Below are 24,188 nucleotides of genomic sequence, written 5' to 3'. Positions count from 1 at the left end.
GGCGGCCAAAAGTCGTCCAGGTAATCTCTTCAGGCGATTGTTTGATTGATGCTGTGCCGATCGCGTAACTTTGGCCCAGCTTAGCCAACATCGGCCTCAGCCGTAGACGACCAGCAGGTCCTTGGCGTCGATCTGGTCGCCGGCGCGCACCAGCACTTCGGCGATCGTGCCGTCGCGCTCGGCGTGCAGTGCGGTTTCCATCTTCATCGCCTCGATCGACAGCAGCACGTCGCCGGCCTTGATGGGCTGGCCGGCCGCGACGGCGAGCGTCGAGACGACACCCGGCATCGGCGCGCCGATATGGGCATCATTGCCGGGCTCTGCCTTGCGCCTTGCCTTGGACGCGGATGCGCCATGCGCCCGATCCGGCACCTTGACGCGGCGCGGCTGGCCGTTGAGTTCGAAGAACACCGTCACCATGCCCTTTTCGTCGACATCGCCGACGGCGAGGCAGCGGATGACCAGCGTCTTGCCCTTCTCGATGTCGACGAAGACCTCGTCCTCGGGCTTCATGCCGTAGAAATAGACCGGCGTCGGCAGCACGCTGACCGGGCCATAATTGTCCTGCGCGCCGACGAAGTCCGAGAACACCTTCGGGTACATCAGGAAGGAAGCGAACTCGTTTTCCGAGAGCTTGCGGCCGAGCTTGGTCTCGACGTCGCTTCGGTTGGCCTTGAGATCGGCCGCCTTGAGCAGCGAACCGGGGCGAGCGATGATCGGCTTCTCGCCCTTCAGCACCTTCTTCTGCAACGCTGCCGGCCAGCCGCCGGGCGACTGGCCGAGATCTCCGCGCAGCATCGACACGACCGAGTCCGGGAAGGCAATGTCCTTGGCCGGGCTCTCGACATCGGCGACGGTGAGTTCCTGGCTCACCATCATCAGTGCCATGTCGCCGACCACCTTCGACGACGGCGTCACCTTGACGATGTCGCCGAACATCAGGTTGACGTCGTGATAGGCCTGCGCCACCTCGTGCCAGCGGGTTTCGAGGCCGAGCGAGCGCGCCTGCTCCTTGAGGTTGGTGAACTGGCCGCCCGGCATCTCATGCAGGTAGACTTCCGAGGCCGGCCCCTTCAGGTCGCTCTCGAAGGCCGCATACTGGTTGCGCACGGCTTCCCAATAAAACGAGATGCGGCGGATCCATTCGGGCGCCAGGCCCGGATCGCGATCTGAGCCGCGCAGCGCCTCGACGATCGAGCCCAGGCAAGGCTGCGAAGTATTGCCCGAGAAGGCATCCATCGCCGCATCAATGGCATCGACACCGCTTTCCACCGCAGCCAGCACCGTTGCCGCCGACAGGCCCGACGTGTCGTGGGTGTGGAAATGGATCGGCAGGTCGGTCGCCTCGCGCAACGCCTTGAACAGCACCCGCGCCGCCGCCGGCTTGAGCAGGCCGGCCATGTCCTTGACGGCAATGATGTGAGCGCCGGCGGCCTCGAGTTCCTTGGCCAGCCCGACGTAATATCTGAGATCGTACTTGGCGCGGTTCGGGTCGAGGATATCGCCGGTGTAGCAGATTGCCGCTTCGCACAGCTTGCCCTCGGCGCCTACGGCATCCATCGACACGCGCATGTTGTCGACCCAGTTCAGGCAATCGAAGACGCGGAACAGGTCGACGCCGCCGGCCGCCGCCTGGCGCACGAAATGCTGCACGACATTGTCGGGGTAGTTGGTGTAGCCGACGCCGTTGGCGCCGCGCAGCAGCATCTGCAGCAGGATGTTCGGTGCCGCCTGGCGCACCTTGTCCAGCCGCTCCCATGGGTCTTCGGTCAGGAAGCGCATGGCGACGTCGAAGGTCGCACCGCCCCAGCACTCCAGCGACAGAAGCTGCGGCAACGCCCGGGCATAAGTGCCGGCGATCCTGGCGATGTCATGCGTGCGGACGCGGGTGGCCAGCAGCGACTGGTGACCATCGCGCATCGTCGTATCGGTGATCAGAACCTGCTTCTGCGCCCGCATCCAGGCGGCGAATTTCTCCGGGCCAAGATCATCGAGCCGCTGCTTGGTGCCGTCCGGGATCGGGCCGGTGAACCAAGGCACCACCGGCGCAGCCGCTTCCGGGTTGGGCAGTGCGCGGCCACGCGTTTCCGGGTGGCCGTTGACGGTAACGTCGGCGAGATAGTTGAGCAGCTTGGTGGCGCGGTCCTGGCGCTTGACCTGGGCGAACAGTTCCGGCGTCGAGTCGATGAACCTCGTCGTATAGGAATTGTCGTGGAAGGCCGGATGCGTGATGATCGCTTCGAGGAAGGTCAGGTTGGTCGCCACGCCGCGAATGCGGAACTCGCGCAGCGCCCGATGCATGCGCGCGATGGTCTCGTGCGGTGTCGGCGCCCAGGCGGTCACCTTTTCCAGCAGCGGATCGTAGAAACTGGTGATGACCGCGCCCGAATAGGCCGTGCCGCCGTCGAGGCGGATGCCAAAGCCGGTGGCGCCGCGATAGGCGGTGATGCGGCCATAGTCGGGAATGAAGTTCTGCTCCGGATCCTCGGTCGTGATGCGGCACTGCAAGGCATGGCCGTTGAGGCGGATGTCTGCCTGGACAGGCACGCCCGATTCCGGCGTGCCTATGGCGAAGCCGTCGAGGATGTGGATCTGCGCCTTGACGATGTCGATGCCGGTCACCTGCTCGGTGACGGTATGTTCGACCTGGATGCGCGGATTGACCTCGATGAAGTAGAACTTGCCGGTGTCGGCATCCTGCAGGAACTCGACAGTGCCCGCGCCGACATAGGCGGTGTCGCGGGCGAGCTTGAGGGCATAACCGCACAGCTCCTGGCGCAGTTCCTCGCTGAGGTAAGGTGCTGGTGCGCGCTCGACGACCTTCTGGTTGCGGCGCTGGATCGAGCAGTCGCGCTCGAACAGATGCACGGCGTTGCCATGCGTATCGCCAAGGATCTGCACCTCGACGTGGCGGGCACGTTCGATCAGCTTTTCAAGATAGACTTCGTCCTTGCCGAACGCTGCCTTGGCCTCGCGCTTGCCCTCGGTCACCTCGCGGATGAGGTCGGCTTCGCTGCGGATGGCGCGCATGCCACGACCGCCGCCGCCCCATGAGGCCTTGAGCATGACCGGATAGCCGACCTGGGCGGCAAGCCTCTTCACCTCTTCCATGTCGTCGGGCAGAGGGTCGGTCGCCGGGATCACCGGCACGCCGACTTCGATCGCCAGATTGCGCGCCGCCACCTTGTTGCCAAGCCGGCGCATGGTCTCGGGCTTCGGCCCGATGAAGGTGATGCCATTGGCAGCACAGGCGTCGGCGAACTCGGGGCTCTCCGACAACAGACCATAACCGGGATGGATGGCATCGGCACCCGACAGCCTGGCGACGCGGATGATCTCCTCGATCGACAGGTAGCTTTCAATCGGCCCCATGTCCTTGGTGAGATGTGGACCGCGGCCGACCTGGTAGCTTTCGTCGGCCTTGAAGCGATGCAGCGAATATTTGTCCTCTTCGGCCCAGATCGCCACGGTTTTGAGCCCCAGCTCATTGGCCGCGCGGAAGACGCGGATGGCGATTTCGGATCGGTTGGCGACGAGGATCTTCTTGATAAACACGGGAGCCGCCTATAATAAGTACAGTCGCAGGGATGTTATTTTCGTTAATTTCCCTGACACAAAGACGCGATGCTTTTACAGACCAATCATTCTGCGATTTAAAGCGATCTCGTTTACAATAAGACCTATGCTGTTTCTAATCGAACCCTCCCAGCGTTTTCAATCGGCCATCGCAAAAGAACCGGCGATTGAGGCCGTTGTTCACATTGCAGATGACATCTAAGAGATAAAAACCGGATCGGGAAGCTCGCCAAATGTTCGGGGCCATGAGACGAATCCGCCTCAAAATACAAACTATCGCCGGCACTCATATGATACAGATTTGTCCCATGGCGGTAAGTCATCTTGCCCTCGAGCAGGTAGATGAACTCTAGGCCCTCGTGTCGGAACAACGGAAAGGTGTCGGTATCTTTTGTAAGCGTCACAAGGAAAGGCTGTACTAAAATCGGGCCGGAACCTGATACGCTATTGCCGAGAGGCTTTTGCTGTTGACCTAGCGGGGCACAGCGGCTTGGGACGCCGACACCTCGCCCCCCCTTAACAAATACGGCACTGCGCTCTACATCACAATTTTTGAGCAGCGCGCTCACCGGCACGCCAAGCGCTCGAGACACAACACGCAGCGTAGCTAGCGAAGGCGAGAGCGCGCCATTTTCGATTTTCGACATCATTGCAACAGAGATTTTTGCGGTCTCCGCGACCTCGGAAGCAGTGATTCCGCGGCGTCTGCGACAGGCCCTCACCTCCCGGCCGATCGCTGTCTGGAGTTCCAGTTCTGGGGAACGAATTGCGTGGGGATTCTGGCGCAGCGGAGCCGATACGGCCTTTCTGCCGGCAACCGCTCCATGAGGCGATCCCTTAGGGCAGGCCTGACGATTGGTGATTGTAGTAGACATGCCGGCACCTCAAATTGTGGAAAATCCATGCGATAGGCTCGTGCAACAGTCGGATTAATCGTGCGACGGTTCCGCGCGACGCCCTTGGCTTGATACTCTGCAGCAAGCACCTCAACCGTGTGTATTGATGCCCAAGTTTGAAGCCCCCAACGGCGGACGGGCACTAATGCAGTAGATTGAACAGCGCCAAGGGCCACAGTGGGACGTGGCAAGGCTGGGTGCGCCAAATTGGTCCGCTAGCGCCATACAAACCAAGTGCAAGCAACGTCGAAATCGTGATAGCCGCTATGGGCCCGGCAATCATCAAACAGCCCATGTTTCATTGCACTTGAGAAGTCACTGCGGTCGCAATCCTGAAATCGGAGCACAGCAAGCTCCTCGCTACACGTAGACTCAGCAATTCCGGAGAATGCAAACGACTTAATCAGTGTGGCCTTTCGCAGTGCCTCCACTGTACAACGTGGCCTGAGTGAACGGAACAAGTCCAGCGTTCAGATTCGTCCGTCGAGCCTTGGAAATGCTCGACGGACTGGCCGTCTCTGCTTCTAGGAATTGACAAGCCGCGCAGAGCGCAGCTGCTCTGTAGCTGTCCTGTCAAGTTCACCATCTGGCCCGAAAGCGACGCCGTAAATTTCAATTGCCTGCGAAGGTGTGAGCAGTTCGTCCCTTACGTCAATCGCTACAGCTTCCGCATCACGCTCCAGGGGATTACCATAGCCGCCGCCACCTGCAGTTCTATGACTGATTACCGTTCCCGCCGGAACAACGACACCTGCCGCTTGGTGTAGTATGCGTTCTTCACCTCCAGAATCAAGCACCAGAGCACTGCCTTCACCATCATGACCTCCGAAAAGGCCTGCAGGCGGGAAGTTGTAATGATCCAGTGCGACGCTTAGCTCAAGCGGGACAAGAGCCCGATAGTCGTAGTCCACGCCCCAACCGCCGCGGTGCCGACCCGCACCTGCGGAACCTTCCCGAAGGGCATACCGCTCGGCGAGGAGGCTTGGAAAGCGGGTTTCCATTACTTCACAAGGCACGTTGTAGTTGTCCCCGGATAGCAGAGAAACCATGGCACTATTACCGTCGTTGCGCGCCCGACCTCCCCAGCCACCCGCGTAAGGCGAAAAGTGAACGAACTCGCGGCCGTCCGGATCCCGTCCTGCGAGAGTAAGCGCGCTCACTGTGCCGAACGTTCCGGCGATCACTTCCTTTGGAAGTACTGGCGAGAGCGCTTGCAGTATGAGTTCGATCAGCCGCACGGAAAGGTCTGCAGTGCCGGTGGTTGTCGGAGCGGGGGAAACTGGTCTGAATACACAACCCTTCGGGGCAATAACACTGATGGGCCGATACGATCCTTCGTTTGTACCCATCGTAGTGTCAGACAAAAACATAACCGTTTCGCGCGTCACGGCAACTGTCGTGTGCCAATGGCCGTTACCGCCCGAACTCTTTCGCTGTTGCGCGCTGCCCGTAACATCGACCGTGATGTCGCTGCCGGCAACAACAACTTCAACTTTGAGGGGGATCGGATCCTCGGTAGTACCATCGCCATCGTGGAAGCCTTCAGCATGGTAAGTACCGTCGGGAATTCGATCAATCGCCGCCCGAACCATCTTTTCAGCATGGTCGAGCAAATGATCTACAGCCGCTGCAACCGTAGAGGCTCCGTACTTTGCGACAAGTTCAATTGAGCGCTGCTCCGCTGTCTTCCCTGCCGCCAGCTGCGCGAACAAATCCCCGCGCTCAGTATCAGGCACACGGACGTTACCAAGGAAGATATCGAGCACTGCTTCATTCAGCACGCCAGAATCGTACAACTTCACAGGCGGAATACATAGTCCTTCTTGGTACGTATTTTCTGCGTCAGGCGCATAGCTTCCGGGATTCTTTCCGCCAATGTCCAGATAATGCGCCTTACTCGCACTGACCATAACCAGCTGGCCCTCGTGGAAAATCGGCATCAGGATATTGATATCGTTCTTGTGGAACGACGATCCTTCCGCGAAGTACGGATCATTGGAAATAAACACATCACCTGGCTTCATTTCGCCAAGCGGGAACTTTGCCCTCACTGCATCCAAAGCAAAGCTCATTGAACCGTTAAATGAGGGAATACCTTCTGCCTGAGCAACGAGCCGGCCACGCGCGTCGAAGACGACGCAGCTGAAGTCGTGCACGTCGCGAATAATTGTAGAGTAGGCGGTGCGTGTAAGCGCCACACTCATTTCGCGAACTATAGAGATCAGCCCTGCGCGGATTACTTCAAGAGTGACCGCATCAACGGTTGCCGCCGCGCGATCCGTACTCATAGCGGTGTTCATGCGAATGGTCACTTTACTACCTCATAAATATGCAGGTTGCGTAGCTCGTCGATCTCACCGCTTTGACCGGGCAAGATCAGCATCGTAGAGCGAGGATCCTCAAGAATACTCGGGCCTGGTAGCGTGTCGCCCGCTAGGACGTTCTCCACGCTGTATATCGGGGTCTCTGTCCAGCCTGAGCCTGCAAAATAGACCTTTCGCCATTTCACCGGTTCGAGCGATTCACCATCTGGCCGTCGACCGATCCGCGGCAACGCCGGACTTTCGGTGTGGCCGATTCCAACCAAGCGGAGATTAACGAGTTGAACCGGTGAATCAGGGGTGGAATAGCCATAAATACGTTCATGCTCGCGGTTGAACTGCGATGAAAGCTCTTCGGCTACCAAGGGTTCTCCACGCGACGGAAGAGACACGCTCAAGTGATACTCTTGTCCAACGTAGCGCAAATCTGCCGACCGCCGCATCTCCACAGCCGATTGCTCGACCCCTTCTGCGATCAATGCAGCCAGAGCTTCGCCCTCCAACTCGGCGAAGATTTTCTCGACCTCATTGGCATCTAGATCAGCGACTGGTCGCACCAGCGTCCGCGCGCGGTCATGGCGGAAATCCGTCCCAAGCATTCCAATTGCAGAAAGTGCTCCTGGATTGCTTGGCACAATCCCGTGGGGAATGGACAACTCGCGCATCGCTGCCGCAGTGTGCAGCCCACCTCCACCGCCGAAGCCCATCAGCACGAAATCACGTGGATCATAGCCTCTCTCGATCAAAATAGAGCGAATGGCTTTGGACATATGGGTGTTGGCGATCTGCACAATCCCATCGGCAGCCTGCTCAAGCGAAAGGCCTACCGCATCAGCAATCCGTCCGACGCCTTCACGGGCGCCATCGACATCCAGGCGCATACGGCCACCGAGAAAATACTCGGGGTCAATTCGACCTAGCACAACATTTGCGTCGGTTACGGTGGGTTCCGTACCACCCTTTCCATAGCAGATTGGCGCCGGGTCTGCGCCTGCGCTCTGGGGGCCAACTCGCAGGGCATCGCCTGCATCTAGCCAAGCGATGGAGCCCCCTCCAGCCCCAATTGAGAGAATCTCGATCATCGGCGCCAATACGGGCCAAGCGTCCGCAACGACGCTCTCAACTACGGTGATAGCGCGTCCGTTTGCTATGACACCCATATCACTGCTGGTGCCGCCGATATCAAGGGTAACCACGTTAGGGACGTCGATTTGCGCTGCCAGGGTGGCAGCTCCGACGACGCCACCACTCGGCCCTGACATAACAGTGCGTACGGGCCACTTGCATGCTGCATCAGTGGTCATAACGCCACCATTCGATTGCATCACCAGTAGGTCGCGCTTCAGACCCCGCTCTTTCAGTTGCTCCGACAATCGACCAAGATAGGATGAGATGATTGGCACGGTCGCAGCATTAATACACGTGGTCGAGGTGCGCTCGAACTCCCTCCATTCGGGCGCAACATCCGACGAAAGGCACACCGTCACACCAGGCAACTCCTCAGCGAGAATTTCGCCCACTCGCCTTTCGTGCGCGGAACTAGCATATGCATGGATCAGGCAGACCCCCACAGCCTCGACTCCATCTTGGCGAAGACGGGCCGCAGCCAAGCGAACATCGTCTTCATTGAGAGGAACTAACTCCTCCCCGGTATGACGAATTCGCCCCCCTACCTCCAAGCGGAGCGACCGGGGTACCAGTGGCGATGGCTTAACATACTGGAGATCGTACATGAACGGATTGTTGGTTCGCATGATTTCAAGCACATCGCGAAAACCCGTCGTCGTTATAAGACCAGTACGAGGCAGTTTAAGCTGAAGCAACGCGTTAAGCACAACGGTTGCACCATGCACAAAGGTGTCAATGGCACCCAAATCGCCAGAGCCTAAGCGTGCCGTGACGATCTCTTTTGCTCCATTGAGAATCCCTTGGGTGAAGTCCCGCGGCGTGGAAGGCGTCTTATGGACGTGCATCTCCCCTGCCTCGTTCACCAACACGAGATCCGTGAATGTTCCGCCAATATCGGCTGACAGTCGGTACGACATACAGTTTCTTTCTCCTCCCGGCGAGCCAGACTGAACTCACCTTTCATATAGGTACAACATGCTATCCTATAGGTTACAACTGTCAATAGTGAATGGTGAAAAATTTGGACAAGTTGAGTGAGGCAAGGTAATTTTGAGCAAGGAGCACTTCGGCGAAACCTCATCTGGTTGATATGGATCGCCTGCCCGATCACCACACACGCGTTAGACCGTCTTTAGAAATATGGTTGTCCTGGTCTTCGCGCTGTAGCGACATTTGCCGGGATAGCATCACTGCCGGCGATGTGTGCCTCAGCGTTGGACGCAACTCGCCGCGGAGGGCCCGGCCGAGCATGCCGAGCAAAGGTCATTATGCGCTGACGTCCTGTGCCGCAGAACCAGCACCCTGCAGCAAACGATCAGTCTTGATATCCATCTAGCGGGCTGTTGAAGAAGTCGCTCGCACTGGATGGTCGACTATGATTCATTGGCTCTGAAGAGATTCAGAGGTTATCGGTGCGCGGCGGCGACAATCTGACTGGCGAATTGTTCAGCTACGTGGATCTCGAGGCGGGGGGTGCGGAGCGATCATCCGCTGCGCGCAATCCGTGTGATCGTTAACGAGGCGCTGGCTGCGTTGGAGCGCGACTTCGCAGCGCTGTATTCGCCGATCGGGTGGCCGTCGATCCTGCCCGAGAAGTTGCTCAGGGCGATGCTGCTACAGGCGTTCTATTCGATCCGTTCGGAGCGGCTGGAATACGACCTTCTGTTCCGCTGGTTTGTGGGGGTCGGCGTCGACGACGCGGCTTGGGATCATTCGGTGTTCTCGAAGAACCGCGACAGGCTGCTCGAGGGCGACATCGCCGCAAAGTTCCTGAACGCGGTTCTGGCGCAGCGCAGGGTGAAGAAGCTTCTGTCCACCGATCATTTCTCGGTCGACGGCACGCTGATCGAGGCGTGGGCGTCGATGAAGAGCATCAGGCCGAAGGATGGCTCGGGCGAGCCGCCGGCAGAGGGTGGCGGCGGGGCGCAACGCGGAGGCGGACTTCCACGGCCAGAAGCGGTCGAACGAGACGCATGCCTCGACCACCGATCCCGAAGCCAGGCTCTATCGCAAGGGCAAAGGCAAGGAGACGAAGCTGGTGCTTCATGGGGCACGGGCTCATGGAGAACCGCCACGGCCTGCTGGTCGATGCCTGCCTGACGCTGGCCGACGGGCATGCCGAACGGGTAGCCGCACTGCACATGATCGAGCCGCGTGCCGACCGGCCGCAGGCGATCACGCTCGGCGCCGACAAGGCCTATGATGCGGAGGACTTCGTCAACGAGTTGCGCTCGATGAACGTGACGTCGCACGTAGCGCAGAACACCAACGGCCGCAGTTCAGCGATCGACGGACGCACGACCCGGCACAGCGGCTATGCCGTCAGTCAGCGCACCCGCAAGCGCATCGAAGAGGCGTTCGGTTGGATCAAGACGGCCGCTGGCCAAGACAAGACCGGGTTCCGTGGCCGTGATCGCGTCGGATGGCCTTCACCTTCGCTGCCGCCGCCTACAATCTGGTACGGCTGCCGAAGCTGCTGGCGGTGCCGACATGACCGCGCCGGCGGGCTGCCAGCTGATCGGCCGCTGGCGCATTGTCAAGGCCGATCTGTGGGATCGCGATTATCTCAACCTCTGCGGTCCCGCCACGATCACCATCGGCGACGACAACAACGGCGAGATCGCATTTGGTGCTTTGCAAGCCGGCCTCGATGTCAGCTACACCCCATCGATGGCCTTCTTCACGTGGGATCGCTGCGACTAAACGGACGAAGTGAGCGGCTACGGCCATGCCGAATTGCTCGACGACGGCTCGATCGAGATCACGTTCGCCTACCACAACGCCGACGAGGCCATCCTCAAGGCCGCGCGCGATACTTCTTCAACAGACTGCTAGACCCGTCGGCGTGCCGTTCAACGTCACAACATTTCTGACGTAATCCGCCACGCCGCTCTGGTCAGAATTTAGGAGCTGTCTAGCTATTCGTGATCAGGAAGCTTTCGAAGAGGTAACGCCCGCAATGACTTCTTCGGTAGAGCGGACGGCACCCCAGTTGTTATCCAGATATTCCAACGCATGTTTGTGCAGCTTTTCGGTCATGGCCGCGCAGCCGTCTTCGACAATGACCACCCTGTAGTCCAGATCACCCGCATTTCGTGCGGTCGTCTCGACGCAGCTGTTGGTCCAGATGCCGGTAAGGATCACATCTCGAATGCCCATATTGCGGAGCATGTGGTCCAGGTTGGTCGAGGTAAAGCATCCCGAACCAGACTTGGTGATGATCAAGTCCTCGTCTTCTACGCCGAGCCCCTCGAGAATCTGAGCGGGTCGCTCATTGAGCGCAACTGTTAATCCCTGCTTGCGATGACGCTCGGTCTGATCGGACCCATCACCCTTAATAGACCCCACACGCGCGAAAAAGACGGGCAGGTTTTTGGCCCGCATCGCCTTCGCCAAGCGAGCGACATTGGGAACAACCGTATCTTCGATTCGAGAAATTGCGTATTCGCCCTCCTCGCCGAATCCGCCGTCTTTAACTTTCTTGAACGCACCGAACTCACGCGACGCAGTCAAATACTGAAGATCGATGACGACAAGCGCACATCGGCTGTAGTCAAATTCAGGATCAACTCGGATGATAAGATCCCAAGCTGTGTCGCGAACGACAGAAGACATTTCAAACCTCCAAACGGTTTACCAACATTGACCCGCGAATATCGCAGGCAAACTAATACCGAAATGCCGGCATTGCGCGGTCGTCACCATGCCGTGTCCAATCCGACACCTCAGTCTGCTCTTGTTAGAGAGCCGAACTTTCGATTCCAGCTCTCTTACAGGTTATGTAACCTATATGATAGGTTGACATTGTCAAGAGGTTATCGTGGCTCTCGGTCTTTTTGACCCCATCGCCTTCCTGGAACAACGCGCGTTCGAAATAAGGCGCTCAAAAGTCTCCACAGCCATCGGAAATATGTATAATATCTTTTTAGATTCGGCTCTCTTCACGCTAGGTGGAACATATCCACAATTGTAAATGATCTATTTCGCGCAACCATCGCCCCACGCAGCCGATCCTTCTTTGGACCTTGCCATGCAAATCATAAGCGTACTGAAGATCGTCCGCCTGACACTATCTGCATCAACTACGCGGTAGGCATTTTACACAGAACACCTCAAGCTTAGCGAAATAGCTCAAGCATAATGGATGAGGTCGCATGATGGCGATACAGCATGCGTCCAACTCAAGAGTGACTGACTCGCGCCGATAGATTCCAGGGCGGAGAGCCGATTTTCCGTCAAATTGCCGTACGCAGGCTTGAACGCTTTTCCGGCTACAGGCACAACGTCGACGGACCGATCCGCATGGGCTGGCGTGACGTGCGCCCCTCCCCACAGGGTCTAGAATGAACCTGTTTTGGCGTTTCACCCCACGAAATCCACTCTCCTATGAGCGGAAATAATGCCCCGCACGAGTTGAGCAACGCCTGGACCTAAGGGGGCACGAGAAAGCTCTGCCGTCTGGAACAAGCATCGCCAAAGGTCCTAGATCTGGAAGGCGCAGAGCCGGCTGACGGCACGCTATCGAATGTTGAGCGGACAAGGCAGGAAGACAACGATGGTCTGCACAGCGATCGCCCGGGAACTGGCCGGCTTCATCTGGGCTGCTACAAGGAAGGCGCAACCAGCCTGACCGCTCGCAGCCGCGGCGGCATACATGTTTCGCAAACTTGACCTCCTTCGCCGCGGCTTCAGCCAGGGGCGCAACCAACCCCGATGACAGTGCCTTGCGACGCCATCCGTAAAGCTGCGAGGGATCCAATCCCTCAGCGCGCGCGATCGCCGAGACATTGGCTCCAGGCAACAACGTCTCGGCAGTCAGGCGCTCTTTCTCCTCGTTCGGCCAGTCGCGGGGGTTGCGTAGCGCCCGCACCGGCGCCGCTGTCAAAACCTCGAATGTTCGCGGCTGATTCACACTGTCGCTCATAGGATTCTCCGCATGATTCATGCAGAAATCCCCGATCAGCGGGCCAAATGTTACGTGGAGCTCCCTACGCGCTTACGGCCATTAAGGGCACAAGCTTGGAAGTCAGAGCATGATAATTTGACCATGCCTTGTCCGGAGGTAGTTCCGAATGACGAAGACGCCGGTGCGGCGGACTCCTGCGCTCCAAACCTTGACGGCTGACATCCGAGCGCCGTCAAGGTCCGGAGAGGAGTTTCCGTTTGAAAAGAGAGACTCAGACCTATCGCATATATGTGCTAGAAAGATCGTCGGATCTGACCCATTTTTTGCGACCGAATGTCGAGTCCTTTTCAATGTGCGATCCTAAGCTAGGAATTGGTCTATATTGTTGCCCTGTTCTGCTAATGATATAGGTGTGATACGCCTATCAGTCGGGCCGTATCACCTGCCTCACTGATCGTTGGAAAAAGTTGGATTCGGAATGAACATAACAGCTCGCAACTCACGCCGTCCTCTAAAGGCCACTCTGGCAGCAGACAAATCCGATAAAGGCTATGGACGACGCTCCCTATCCGACCAGGTCGCCCAGCGAATCTCGGATGACTATATTATGAACGGAAAAATCGGAGCCGGAGAGCTCTTGCCGAGCGAATCGGAGCTTTGTGATATCTATAAAGTTTCCCGCGTCACTACCCGCGCTGCCATCAGAAGCCTGTGGGACCATGGCCTTATTAGCGTGAGAAATGGAGTCGGCGCCCTCGTGCTGCCGCGCGCCAAAGAAGTCAGGCATGGCCTGGACAGGTTGGCGTCAATAGACACATTCGCACGAGAAACGGGGCATGAAGTCGACACGGGCCATCTCCAGTGGGAACACACCGAGGCAGATGCTGAGATGAGTCTTAAGCTCCAGGTGCCAGTCGGAGCTGGAGTCCTCCAGGTGAAACGAAGTAAATTGGTCGACGGCGAACCTGTGGCGTGGATCATCGACACGGCCCCCCTCGCAGCCATTGACGAGAAGGCGTTGAAAAAGAAATTCTCTGGATCAGTGCTGGATATTTTGCTGGAGGATGGGCGATACCGCATTGACTATGCGGACAGTGAGGTAAAGCCATGCGTCGCCAGGGGTGAAGTTAAAGAAATACTGACAGGTGATGATGACGGATTGCTTCTGTTTCTAGACACCACAATTATGACTATGGAAGGATCGCCTCTTCTATGGGGGCGGGTTTGGCTTGACCCATCACATTTTAGGTTCTCAATCAGCCGGCGACGTTTTCGCTAACTAGGCGATTGCGCGGTTTTGACTTCGATTGAACGCTACCCACTACGGCCATAATATCTGAAGTCGGACTTGCATGGAATTATGCCAATATCTATACTTTGCCTCGTAGTTGGCGCACACTCAAACCAGCAATGTGAAAATCCCTCGATCGGCATCAACGCATGCCAACGCAAGGGCAGCCGCGCACTTGCCTGGACCACTCAGGGGATCGATCAAGCTGGACGTGCACAGATCCGTCATATCGATGGTGCGCTTGGCCCAATGCCATGAGGCTCTCTTGAGCAAAACCTAAAGCCGTCCTGACGCACTAAAGGCGTGGGCACTTCAAGCGCACAATGCCGAGCATTATACGCTTTGGTGCCCATAACGACTCTGCAGCCGCGTAGCCAGGTGCTGCGAAGCCAAGTAGTCTTTGTTTTGGCAACTCCACATACAGTGGAACTTGAAGCTCACCGGACGTTACGATCTTCACCTATGGCTCAGCCACGAGGTTCTTCACCTTCTCATGAGGGTGAGCGCCACAACGCAGCGAGCGATGGCCCGATCCTGCCACCGGAAACTGGTTGCTCGCAGGCGAGAACTTCAGCGCTAGTTCAATCAAATTAGTATCGACCAAAGTGGCCACTATAGAGTATTCCGCTTGGATGGTCCATTTCATGATTAGATCATACTAGCCTACTAGCCTAGACGAATCTGACAGACAATCTAACACGATTTGCTGTTCACATTCCGTCTTACTTTTGCGCACAAACTGACCACAACAACAGGGCTCTAGCTCTTCCAAAAAGAACATCATCTATGCCGATTTAAGACGTAGGCTAGATCATCAGTGCGCGAACCTGCTCTACGACTTCGGCTGGAAGCGACAATCCGCTTTCTGTAGCCCGAACCCGATTGGCGTAACGCCTATCCGCTGGAAGCCGAGCTCCGGGCTGCTCGGTAATCTTGGAGAAGAGCTGCTCTGCGTGTGCAAACGCTCCAACCCCGCCGATGGCCACCGGGTTCATCGCGATAATTAGTTCTCCGCCACGTGGCGGGCCACCGTCCTTGTTATCGTTTTCGCCGGCCTGGTAGCTGAATTGCTCGCCGATCAGCGAGCCCGCTAGCAGTTCGACCATGAGCGCTATCGCCGATCCTTTGTAACCTCCGAAGGTTAGCATTGCACCCTTAAGAATCTCATTGGGATCGGTAGAGGGATTGCCGTTCGCATCAATGCCAACCCCCTCTGGCATGCGATGACTGTCTCGAGCAGCGATCATGACTTCGCCCCGAGCGAGTACACTTGATGCCTGATCGAAAACCATCGGTCTACCATCCGCCCTCGGCCAGCCGAACGCCATTGGATTTGTGCCGAAAAGCGGCTTTGTTCCACCGGCCGGGGCCACGACCGGCAGATAGCTAGTGAAGGCAAGGGAACACAATCCCTCTGCGCAAATTGGCTCTAGATCCGTCCAGAGCGCCGAAAAGTGGTGGACGTTAACCAATGCAAGCCCAGCAATCCCATTGCCTCGGGTTAGTTCGATAAGAGAGGATCTCGCTTCGTCCAAGGCGGGTGGCGCAAAACCGCCTTGACCGTCGACCACGATAACCCCCGGTAACGCCTGGCGGACCTTTGGTTGAGCAACCCCTGAAACCTTCCCGCTACGCAAAGATGCGACGTATCCAGGTACGCGGAACAAGCCGTGGGAGAGGCAGCCATCCGCTTCGGCTGCAACAATGACTCGTGCTACAGATTTTGCTACCGCAGGCGAGCATCCATTTCGCACGAAGCAATCGATGACGAGCTTTGAGGCGCTTTCGATTGTCATATTGATGTTATTGGTCATAGGGAGCCCCTAAATGGGTTCGGAAATGAATCGTGTCATCGCACGCGCGAGGATAGTCGTAGCTTGGGTGAGGAGCGCTGCCGGAACCCGTTCGTCGACGCCATTTGCGCCGGAAACCCTAACGTCGGCCTCCCCTGCGCCGTACATTACTGTGGGAATGCCTGCGTTGGAGTACCACCTAGCATCAGTGTAGAGGGTCGAATTGCTTTCCTCCAGGTTCTTACAGAAGGCTGCCCGCGCTTCTTCTTTAAGCAAACTTACGAAGGCTTGCTGCGAAGCAGCGGATCGCATGGGTTCGGCCATTCGCACCACCTCACTTGTCACTTCGCAGTCAGTTGCCTTCGTCACCTCGTCAACCAAGGCCAACAATTCGTCCCGGACAGCATTCATGTCCTCCTGCGGCGCCACCCTGCGATCAATCCACACGTCAGCTTGGCGCGGGGCCATTCCGAACACGGTGCCGGCAGCGACTTTGGTCACGTTCAGGGTCGGACGTAACTGCTCTGAATGTCTTTCAATCAGCCTATCCGCCATAGTGTAGATCTTTGTGCACAAATCCGTCGCAGCGCGCATGGCATCTTCTTTGGGCCGCAGCAGCGATTGATGACAGGCAGTTCCTACAAGGCGGACTTTGATCTGAATACAGCCATTGTGCGAGACAGTAACGACGTCAGTAAAGCCGGGAAACACGGCCAACCGCGGTCGGATACCGAGAGATTCGAGCAGATAGCCCGCACCGTAGTTACCGCCGGCCCCTTCGTCACTGGTCGCGGCAACCGCTATCGTGACCCCCTGCGTATTCACCAACGATTTCCACGCGCACTCAGCAGCGTAAAGAAAGCACCCGACGTCAGACTTCGAGACAGCCGCGCCTCTCCCATAGATGAGCCCATTGTGCTGCTCGGCACCAAACGGGTCACGGGTCCACCCGTCCCCAGCAGGCGACGTGTCGATGTGGACGCATAGAAGAATATCCGGCCGGGTAGTACGTTCGCCGAGCCAGCCGAGTAGGATTGGGGCCGTTGCGCCGCCCTGATCGATCGGATCGTGGGTCTCCACCCTGAAGCCGGCTTCAAAAAACTTCTCCTTTACGAACAGCGCAGCGTGTCGGCATTGAGCTGGTTCATATGTCGGTAGGCGAACGAGACCTTCAACCAATTGCAGAATTTGCTCGCTACGCTCACTAACAAGCGCATCGACCCTCCTGCTTCTTCCCTGCCCATCCGCGCCCTGTCCAGACACTTGACCTCCTGCACAACCTATAATCTACTTTCATCTAGCTATATGATAGCTCCTTCGATCTTGCAATCCCAAAATTGGCAATGCAGGAGGGAATTGAGCGTAGCATGCCTGAGATTGCATGTGTTTTTGGCAGACATTTGCGCGACGTCTGGGCAATGTGGAGCCCGAATGCCGCGAACAAAACGCTCTACTCCCGCCGTGCTGCCGGAGCGCGCCTTGTCCTTCGCCGGTTGCTAAGACCTTGAAGATCCTAGGCGACGCCATCGCCTGCATGCTATCGACATCGCCATGGAAAAGATCATCTTAGACGTGGTTCGATGCAGGGCACGTTAAAATTCACATCCTGGCAAAGCTGAACTTCGAAACGAGAAACTGAATCACACAGTTACGGGAATCAGCATTCTGGAAGATTAACTGCCAGGCCGCCGAGGCTTGTTTCCTTGAATTTGGCACTCATTTCGTCGCCAGTCTGGCGCATTGCGGCTATGCAGTTGTCTAGCGGCATAAAATGTGAACCGTCCCCTCTCAACGCGAGGGAGGCTGCAGCCACGGCCTTGATCGCGCCGATGCCGTTGCGTTCAATGCATGGTACTTGCACTAAACCGGCAACTGGATCGCAGGTCATGCCAAGGTGGTGCTCAAGAGCGATCTCGGCAGCATTCTCAACCTGTTTCGGTGTGCCACCCAGAACAGCACATAGCCCGGCCGCGGCCATTGCCGAAGCCGAGCCAACCTCACCCTGGCATCCAGCCTCTGCACCCGAAATCGAGGCATTGTGTTTAATTAAGCCGCCAATGGCTGCTGCGGTAAGTAGAAATTCGACCACTTTGATGGGATCGGCACCGACACAGTGGTCTAGATAGTAACGAAGTACTGCCGGAACAACGCCGGCCGCCCCGTTGGTGGGCGCCGTCACCACCTTCCCACCAGCGGCATTTTCCTCGTTGACGGCCATGGCATACACGCTCAGCCAGTCGGAGGCCACATGTGGCTGGCCGGAGTTGGTCAGCCGTTCCACAAGGAGTTGTTGGTGGATATTTCGCGCCCTACGGCGCACGCGCAGCCCTCCGGGAAGTTCACCTTCCTGCGCCAGTCCACGTTGAATGCAATCGTTCATAACTGACCAGAGGCGCGCAATGCCCTTTTCGACATCAACACACGGCTTAAGGGAGACCTCGTTCTGGTGCTTCATGGCAGCAATTGATAGGCCACTGGCATGAGCCATTTCCAGCATCGCTGCCGCAGTTTCGAACGGATAAGGACAATTGCCCTCATCCTCTGACTGAATGCCATCAGAAGTTTCGCGTTCAGCAGCAGTAACCACAAAGCCACCGCCTACCGAATAATAGACCTCTCGGACCAGCACATCGCCTTTATCGTCCAGAACCTCGAAGACCAAGCCGTTGGCATGTCCATGCAGAGGAGGCCCGTAATCGAAGCTAATGTCAGTGATAGGATCGAAAGCAAGTGACGGCAGACCTTCTGGATGCAAACGGTGCGTTGTGCCCAGTTTGGCAAGGTCTTGCTCGGCCCGATCCGGATCGAGATCGGCTGGCAGGTAACCTAGCAAACCAAGCGCCACCGCCCTATCAGTGGCATGGCCCTTACCAGTGAAAGCGAGCGACCCATGCAATGTCGCCCGTATTCGCGCCGCATCCTTACCTTGCAATGAGCGACGAACCAGTTCGAGGAAGCGGGCCGCGGCTGTCATTGGGCCCATGGTGTGTGACGAAGACGGCCCAATGCCGATCTTAAAGACTTCGAAGACGCTCAGAAACATGCCATACTTGCCCCAAAATATTGCGCCGCGCCATTGGCATCGGGGCAAAGCGTAACTCCCGCTTTCAGCCGTAAATCGGGAACCGGTCGCAGATTTCTTTTACCTCGGTCCGCACCTTCTTCTCAACGGCCGGATCACCTTCGGGTCCCTTTTCTGCCAGGGCATCGACTACGTTAAGGATCAACTTGCCGACCCGGGAGAATTCCGCTTCACCGAAACCTCGTGTCGTGCAGGCCGACGTGCCGAGACGAATACCCGACGTAATAGCCGGCTTCTCTGGATCGAATGGAATTGCGTTCTTGTTGCATGTAAGCCCTGCGCGTTCCAGCGCTTGCTCGGCATCACGCCCTTTCACCCGCTTCGGCCGCAGATCGACAAGAACCATATGGCAGTCAGTGCCGCCGGACACGATATCGAGGCCTCCTGCGACCAGCGTGTCGCTGAGCACCTTCGCATTGGTCACGACCTGTGCGGCGTAGGCTTTGAATTCCGGCTGAAGCGCCTCACCGAAGGCAACCGCCTTGGCTGCGATTACATGCATCAGCGGGCCACCCTGATTGCCTGGGAACACGGCCGAGTTGATCTTCTTAGCTAGCACCTCGTCATTGGTTAGGATCATGCCTCCCCGCGGGCCGCGCAACGTTTTGTGGGTAGTTGTTGTCACCACATGAGCATACGGAAGCGGATCGGGATAAATTCTAGCGGAAATGAGACCTGCATAATGCGCCATATCCACCATTAGCAGAGCGCCAATTTCGTCAGCGATATTGCGAAATGCAGCAAAGTCGATGGCTCTCGGATAGGCCGAAGCGCCCGCAACGATGAGCTTTGGTCGCGTCTCTAGCGCACGGGTGCGCAGTGCCTCATAGTCGATCCGCTGATCGCTCTGGCGTACCTCATAGCTAACCACATCGAACCACTTGCCAGACATCGTCACCGGTGAGCCATGCGTCAGATGCCCACCATGAGCTAGAGACATGCCCATGATACGATCGCCCGGCTGTAACAGCGCCAGGAACACCGCCTGGTTGGCTTGAGCGCCGGAGTGTGGCTGCACATTCACGAAGCGCGCGCCAAACAGCTCCTTGGCACGCTCAATCGCTAACGTCTCTACATAATCGACGAATTCGCAGCCGCCATAATAGCGCTTGCCGGGATAGCCCTCAGCGTACTTGTTCGTCAGAACTGAGCCCTGCGCTTTCAAGACATCTTCTGAGACGATGTTCTCAGATGCGATAAGCTCTATCTGATTTTGTTGCCGCTCAAGCTCTCTACGGATGGCAGTAGCTACACCAAAATCACTCGGTAGATAGTCTGGATAAAACTTCACCCTAATATCTCCTTTACCTGTGCTCTCAAATATCCAGCTCGACCTCGCGGCCAGCGGCGGCAAGGAGTTGCCAAACATGTTCGGCGTAAGAGCGCCAGACCATGATACGGAAGCGGTCCACGGCCTCACGCAACAACACGATCTGAGTCCGGTCGAAAATAGTACGGCAGCCCGTACCGGCAGGCATTGCCCCTACGTCGAATGCAATAGCCGAACTGAGCACCGACACGACATGCGTCCCACTGATGTCGATGCCGACTTCACGGTGGCCGACATCGACAAGGCTGTGCGGCATCGCAGGGTAGAGATCGGCAAAGGCGCGCTCTACTGCTTCTTGGGAGGAAGGCGCGGCAAGCAAGTACCATTCGTCCGGACCGAGCCGAGCGCCAACTCTGTCTCCAGCCACCGAAATAGCACCAATCTTTGTTGGCAATTCCAGCTCGAACGCTTTAGAGGCGCCGGCAAGTTGAGCCGGATCGATCCTGAGGTTGAATCTCGCATAGTCCGGTGCTGCGCAGATGACGAGCGACGCAGGCGTGTTGCGCAGGGTAATCTCACGCCCAAGGAGCGGATGGTGTTCGTGAATCATGCGATGCTCCTATGCGCTCAAGCGCTGGTTCTCGGGATCGTAAAACACGGTGCCGGTAATGCGCGCCACAACCGTGCGATCTGGCATCGGTATGTGGACCGTCTGGCCCTCCCGCTTGCGGCCTCCTTCTACAACTGCAAGGGCGATAGATCGTCCCAAGGCAGCACTCCAGTACGACGAAGTGACGTGGCCGACCATCTTCATAGGTAACGGTTGGTTTGGATCCAGCACGATCTGGGCCCCCTCCTCGAGCACAGTGTTTGGGTCCGAGGTGAGCAGCCCGACAAGTTGCTTGCGGTCTTGCTTGAGCATGTCCGGCCGCGTGAGCGAACGCTTGCCGACGAAGTCAGCTTTGGCGGCACCTATGGCCCAACCAAGGCCAGCGTCGTCTGGTGTCAACGTCCCGTCCGTGTCCTGACCCACGATAATGAACCCCTTCTCGGCGCGCAGCACGTGCATCGTCTCCGTACCATAAGGCGTAACGCTATATGCCTGCCCTGCCTCAAAGAGTTTCTCCCACACGGCACGGCCGTAGCGCGCCGGCACGTTCACTTCGTAACCGCGCTCCCCCGTGAAACTCATACGGAACAGCCGCATCGGCACGCCGCATACCTGCCCTTCCGCCACCGACATATGGGGAAAAGCCTCATCCGACAGGTCGATGCCCTCGACCAGCGGCTCCAACAGCTTGCGGGAATTCGGGCCCTGCAAGGCAATGACCGACCACTGTTCGGTAATGGAGGTGAGCCAGACTTTGAGGTCCGGCCACTCAGTCTGGAGATAGTCTTCCATCATAGCAAGCACTCGCGGCGCCCCGCTAGTCGTGGTCGTGACGTGAAAGCGATCGCTGCTCATACGACCAATCACGCCATCATCACGGATGAAGCCATCCTCGCCGAGCAATACGCCATACCGACACCGACCAGATGCGAGCTTGGTCCAAGGATTAGTATACATGCGATTCATGAATTCGGCCGCATCGGGCCCAACGATCTCGATCTTGCCGAGCGTGGACGCGTCGAACATGCCTACACTCTCGCGGACCGCCTTACATTCTCGCGCGACGGCAGCGTGCATAGTCTCACCCGTTCGGGGAAAGTACCTAGCTCGTCTCCACAGCGACACCGGCTCGAACACCGCCTGGCGCTCCTCGGCCCAGCCGTCGATGGGCGTCTTTCTTGTGACTTCGAACAGCTCGCCGCGATTGTACCCGGCGAATGCGCCGAAAGTCGTCGGCGTGTAAGGCGGACGAAAGGTGGTCAGCCCTATCGATGGCGCCGGCCGATTAACCGCGTCGGATGCAATGACCAGTCCATTGATGTTAGAGGTCTTACCCTGATCGGTGGCCATGCCTGTCGTGGTATAGCGCTTAATGTGCTCGATCGACTTAAAGCCCTCACGCACTGCCAATCGAATATCCTTGGCTGTGACGTCATTCTGGAAATCTACAAAAGCTTTGGCTTTCGAAGCATTTCTGTCAGTAGGCAATTCACGGTTGTTCACTCCAGTTAACTGGACGTCGCCATCAACCTTGTACGACGTTACCGCAGCAGGAAAGCCCGCATCCGTCGCTGCAGACGCGCCCGCTGCCGCACCCTCTGCAAGAGCGGCCACCAGGCCGAAATTGCCATTTCCGGCACCAGCGCAGCGGCTTTCTTCGGTAGATTCGCCGGGAACGAACATCTGCCCGTCCTCGTTCCAGTCGAGCTTGCCCTTGGTGTGAGAGAAGAGGTGAACGCTTGGCGTCCAGCCGCCACTCATCAAGAGCGCATCGCAGGCCAATTTCCGCGGTGGGCCGATGATGCCGTTGCGACTAACCCGTTTGGCACGCACTGAAGCGACTCGCAATCGGCCGCTAGTTCCCGTCACCGTCCAGCCAGCCAATGTCTCTATTCCAAGAGCTTCTGCACGGGCCACTAGGTGACTTGGAACAAGGCGCCTGATATCGATGATCGCTACCACCTTAATGCCGGCCTCGGCGAGATCGAACGCAGTCAACCAGGCTGAATCATGCGAGGTCACTATGACGGGACGGTCGCCGACCTTGACGCCATAGCGGTTCAGATAGCTGCGCGCCGACCCTGCGAGCATAACACCCGGCCGATCATTACCGTCGAACACCAGAGGCTTTTCAATGGCCCCCTGAGCTAGCACGACCTGGCGGGCGCGCACTTTCCATAGCCGTTCGCGCGGCGCGTTCTTGGGCGGGTTTGCGAGATGATCGGTGAGCCGCTGGCAAAGGCCGACAAGATTTTGGTGGTAATAGCCGATTGCTGTCGTACGCGTGAGTACTGTGACATTTTTCATGCCGGCCAAGGAGGCGCGTGCCTCGTCGAGCCATTGCCAGCCCGACATGCCATTGATGCTGGCATCGGTTTCCGAAAGTAGCGAACCGCCCACTTCAGCTTGCTCATCGACCAGAATTACTCTGGCACCGCTCTTTCCAGCTTCAAGAGCAGCTGCAAGACCGGCCGGTCCCGAACCTACCACTAGTACATCACAGTGGGCGAAGCGGCTTGCATATGTATCAGCATCTGGCGTGGTCGGTGATTTCCCAAGCCCGGCAGCTCCGCGGATGAATGGCTCGTAAACTCTGTTCCAGAACGATTTCGGCCACATGAAGGTTTTGTAGTAAAAACCAGCCGAAAACAACATGTAGAGTGCATCGTTGACAGCGCCAATGTCGTGCTTCAGCGATGGCCAATGATTCTGACTAGTCGTGGAAAGTCCATCAAAGACTTCGAGGACGGTCGCCCTGGTGTTCGGCTCGAAACGCCCCGGGCCACGATCGGTACCGACCAGCGCATTGGGCTCTTCAGAGCCCGCCGACAGGAAGCCTCTCGGACGATGGTATTTGAACGAACGGCCAATGAGATGAACGCCATTGGCAAGCAGCGCCGAGGCTAGTGTGTCGCCCTTGAAACCCACATAACGAGCGCCATTGAATGTGAAACGCACTGGCTTGCGCTGGTCGACGCGGCCTTTTGCGGAAATTCGGTACTTGCTCATGACCGTGCTTCCTCGAGTTCAGTCTCCGTCGGGCGCGGGAGCCCGGCCTTGTATGTCATTGCGAATTTGTCGCTAACGGTGTCGCGAACAGCATTGAAGAACCGCCCACAGCCATGTTGGTGGCGCCACCGCTCGAAGTGAGTGCCGCGCGAATTGCTACGAATGAAAAGATGTGTCTTCCACTGGTCGTCAGTCAGTTTCGACGGATCATTGGGGCGCGCAATGTGTGCCTCCCCGGCATACGTGAATTCGAGTTCGGGTCGCTCGGTCTCACAATAAGGGCAGCGAATGAGCAGCATCTCGAAT

15 protein-coding genes and 3 pseudogenes are annotated in these 24,188 nt (G+C 57.5%); 5 read left to right on the top strand and 13 right to left on the bottom strand.

Annotated features, from left to right (window positions below; genetic code table 11):
• Positions 1-96: 96 nt before the first annotated feature.
• From pyc to WHT83_RS10375, 4 genes are all read right to left on the bottom strand, one after another.
• Entirely contained in the window at positions 97-3,555 is a 3,459-nt protein-coding gene (gene pyc, locus WHT83_RS10390) for a pyruvate carboxylase (RefSeq protein ID WP_406873738.1), read from the bottom strand.
• A 125-nt stretch (positions 3,556-3,680) separates the two neighbouring features.
• On the bottom strand, positions 3,681-4,451 hold the full coding sequence (locus tag WHT83_RS10385; RefSeq protein ID WP_406873737.1) for a helix-turn-helix domain-containing protein: 771 nt from the start codon (positions 4,449-4,451) through the stop codon (positions 3,681-3,683).
• A 545-nt stretch (positions 4,452-4,996) separates the two neighbouring features.
• On the bottom strand, positions 4,997-6,784 hold the full coding sequence (locus WHT83_RS10380; protein ID WP_154387611.1) for a hydantoinase B/oxoprolinase family protein: 1,788 nt from the start codon (positions 6,782-6,784) through the stop codon (positions 4,997-4,999).
• Entirely contained in the window at positions 6,781-8,838 is a 2,058-nt protein-coding gene (locus tag WHT83_RS10375; RefSeq protein WP_154387612.1) for a hydantoinase/oxoprolinase family protein, read from the bottom strand. The genes WHT83_RS10380 and WHT83_RS10375 overlap by 4 nt, the downstream gene beginning before the upstream one ends.
• A 495-nt stretch (positions 8,839-9,333) precedes the next feature.
• Here WHT83_RS10375 and WHT83_RS10370 point away from each other — a divergent pair.
• The 3 genes and pseudogenes from WHT83_RS10370 (at position 9,334) to WHT83_RS10360 (ending at position 10,756) form a co-directional block, all read left to right on the top strand.
• Positions 9,334-10,415, top strand: a pseudogene (locus tag WHT83_RS10370) (IS5 family transposase).
• Positions 10,412-10,624, top strand: coding sequence for a hypothetical protein (locus WHT83_RS10365; protein WP_246670957.1), 213 nt, complete (start codon positions 10,412-10,414; stop codon positions 10,622-10,624). Before WHT83_RS10370 ends, WHT83_RS10365 begins: the two are co-directional and overlap by 4 nt.
• A 9-nt stretch (positions 10,625-10,633) precedes the next feature.
• A complete protein-coding gene (locus tag WHT83_RS10360; protein WP_256438586.1) occupies positions 10,634-10,756 on the top strand; it encodes a hypothetical protein in 123 nt (40 codons plus the stop codon).
• A gap of 93 nt (positions 10,757-10,849) precedes the next feature.
• Here the strand turns inward: WHT83_RS10360 and WHT83_RS10355 are convergent, their stop codons facing one another.
• Positions 10,850-11,536, bottom strand: coding sequence for a cysteine hydrolase family protein (locus WHT83_RS10355; RefSeq protein ID WP_154387532.1), 687 nt, complete (start codon positions 11,534-11,536; stop codon positions 10,850-10,852).
• Between the two features lie 822 nt (positions 11,537-12,358).
• On the opposite strand from WHT83_RS10355, the pseudogene WHT83_RS10350 reads away from it, so the two are divergent.
• Positions 12,359-12,551 (top strand): annotated as a pseudogene (locus WHT83_RS10350) (IS110 family transposase); the annotation flags it as partial.
• Between the two features lie 57 nt (positions 12,552-12,608).
• Here WHT83_RS10350 and WHT83_RS10345 read toward each other — a convergent pair.
• Positions 12,609-12,845, bottom strand: a pseudogene (locus tag WHT83_RS10345) (transposase); the annotation flags it as partial.
• Positions 12,846-13,305: 460 nt separating this feature from the next.
• On the opposite strand from WHT83_RS10345, the gene WHT83_RS10340 reads away from it, so the two are divergent.
• The gene (locus WHT83_RS10340; protein WP_154387533.1) at positions 13,306-14,106 is read left to right on the top strand and encodes a GntR family transcriptional regulator; all 801 of its coding nucleotides are present in this window, start codon (positions 13,306-13,308) and stop codon (positions 14,104-14,106) included.
• 818 nt (positions 14,107-14,924) lie between these two features.
• Here WHT83_RS10340 and WHT83_RS10335 read toward each other — a convergent pair.
• The 7 genes from WHT83_RS10335 to WHT83_RS10305 form a co-directional block, all read right to left on the bottom strand.
• The gene (locus WHT83_RS10335; RefSeq protein WP_406873736.1) at positions 14,925-15,932 is read right to left on the bottom strand and encodes an Ldh family oxidoreductase; all 1,008 of its coding nucleotides are present in this window, start codon (positions 15,930-15,932) and stop codon (positions 14,925-14,927) included.
• A 9-nt stretch (positions 15,933-15,941) separates the two neighbouring features.
• On the bottom strand, positions 15,942-17,174 hold the full coding sequence (locus WHT83_RS10330) for a M20 family metallopeptidase (protein WP_154387534.1): 1,233 nt from the start codon (positions 17,172-17,174) through the stop codon (positions 15,942-15,944).
• A 394-nt stretch (positions 17,175-17,568) separates the two neighbouring features.
• Positions 17,569-18,954: an L-serine ammonia-lyase gene (locus WHT83_RS10325; RefSeq protein ID WP_154387535.1), complete on the bottom strand. Its 1,386-nt coding sequence runs from the start codon at positions 18,952-18,954 to the stop codon at positions 17,569-17,571.
• 64 nt (positions 18,955-19,018) lie between these two features.
• Positions 19,019-20,284: a serine hydroxymethyltransferase gene (gene glyA, locus WHT83_RS10320; RefSeq protein WP_246787004.1), complete on the bottom strand. Its 1,266-nt coding sequence runs from the start codon at positions 20,282-20,284 to the stop codon at positions 19,019-19,021.
• A 25-nt stretch (positions 20,285-20,309) separates the two neighbouring features.
• Positions 20,310-20,873, bottom strand: a complete 564-nt coding sequence (locus tag WHT83_RS10315) for a sarcosine oxidase subunit gamma (protein ID WP_154387537.1) — start codon at positions 20,871-20,873, stop codon at positions 20,310-20,312.
• Positions 20,874-20,882: 9 nt separating this feature from the next.
• Positions 20,883-23,882, bottom strand: a complete 3,000-nt coding sequence (locus WHT83_RS10310) for a sarcosine oxidase subunit alpha (RefSeq protein ID WP_310329898.1) — start codon at positions 23,880-23,882, stop codon at positions 20,883-20,885.
• The gene (locus WHT83_RS10305; RefSeq protein ID WP_154387539.1) at positions 23,879-24,181 is read right to left on the bottom strand and encodes a sarcosine oxidase subunit delta; all 303 of its coding nucleotides are present in this window, start codon (positions 24,179-24,181) and stop codon (positions 23,879-23,881) included. Before WHT83_RS10305 ends, WHT83_RS10310 begins: the two co-directional genes overlap by 4 nt.
• Positions 24,182-24,188 lie beyond the last annotated feature (7 nt).

Origin of the sequence: Aminobacter sp. P9b, from assembly GCF_045345995.1 — a bacterium.
GTDB classification, from domain to species: Bacteria; Pseudomonadota; Alphaproteobacteria; order Rhizobiales; family Rhizobiaceae; genus Aminobacter; species Aminobacter niigataensis.
The sequence above is the reverse complement of the archived record's forward strand: the minus strand, read 5'-3'. Positions and strand labels throughout refer to the sequence as shown.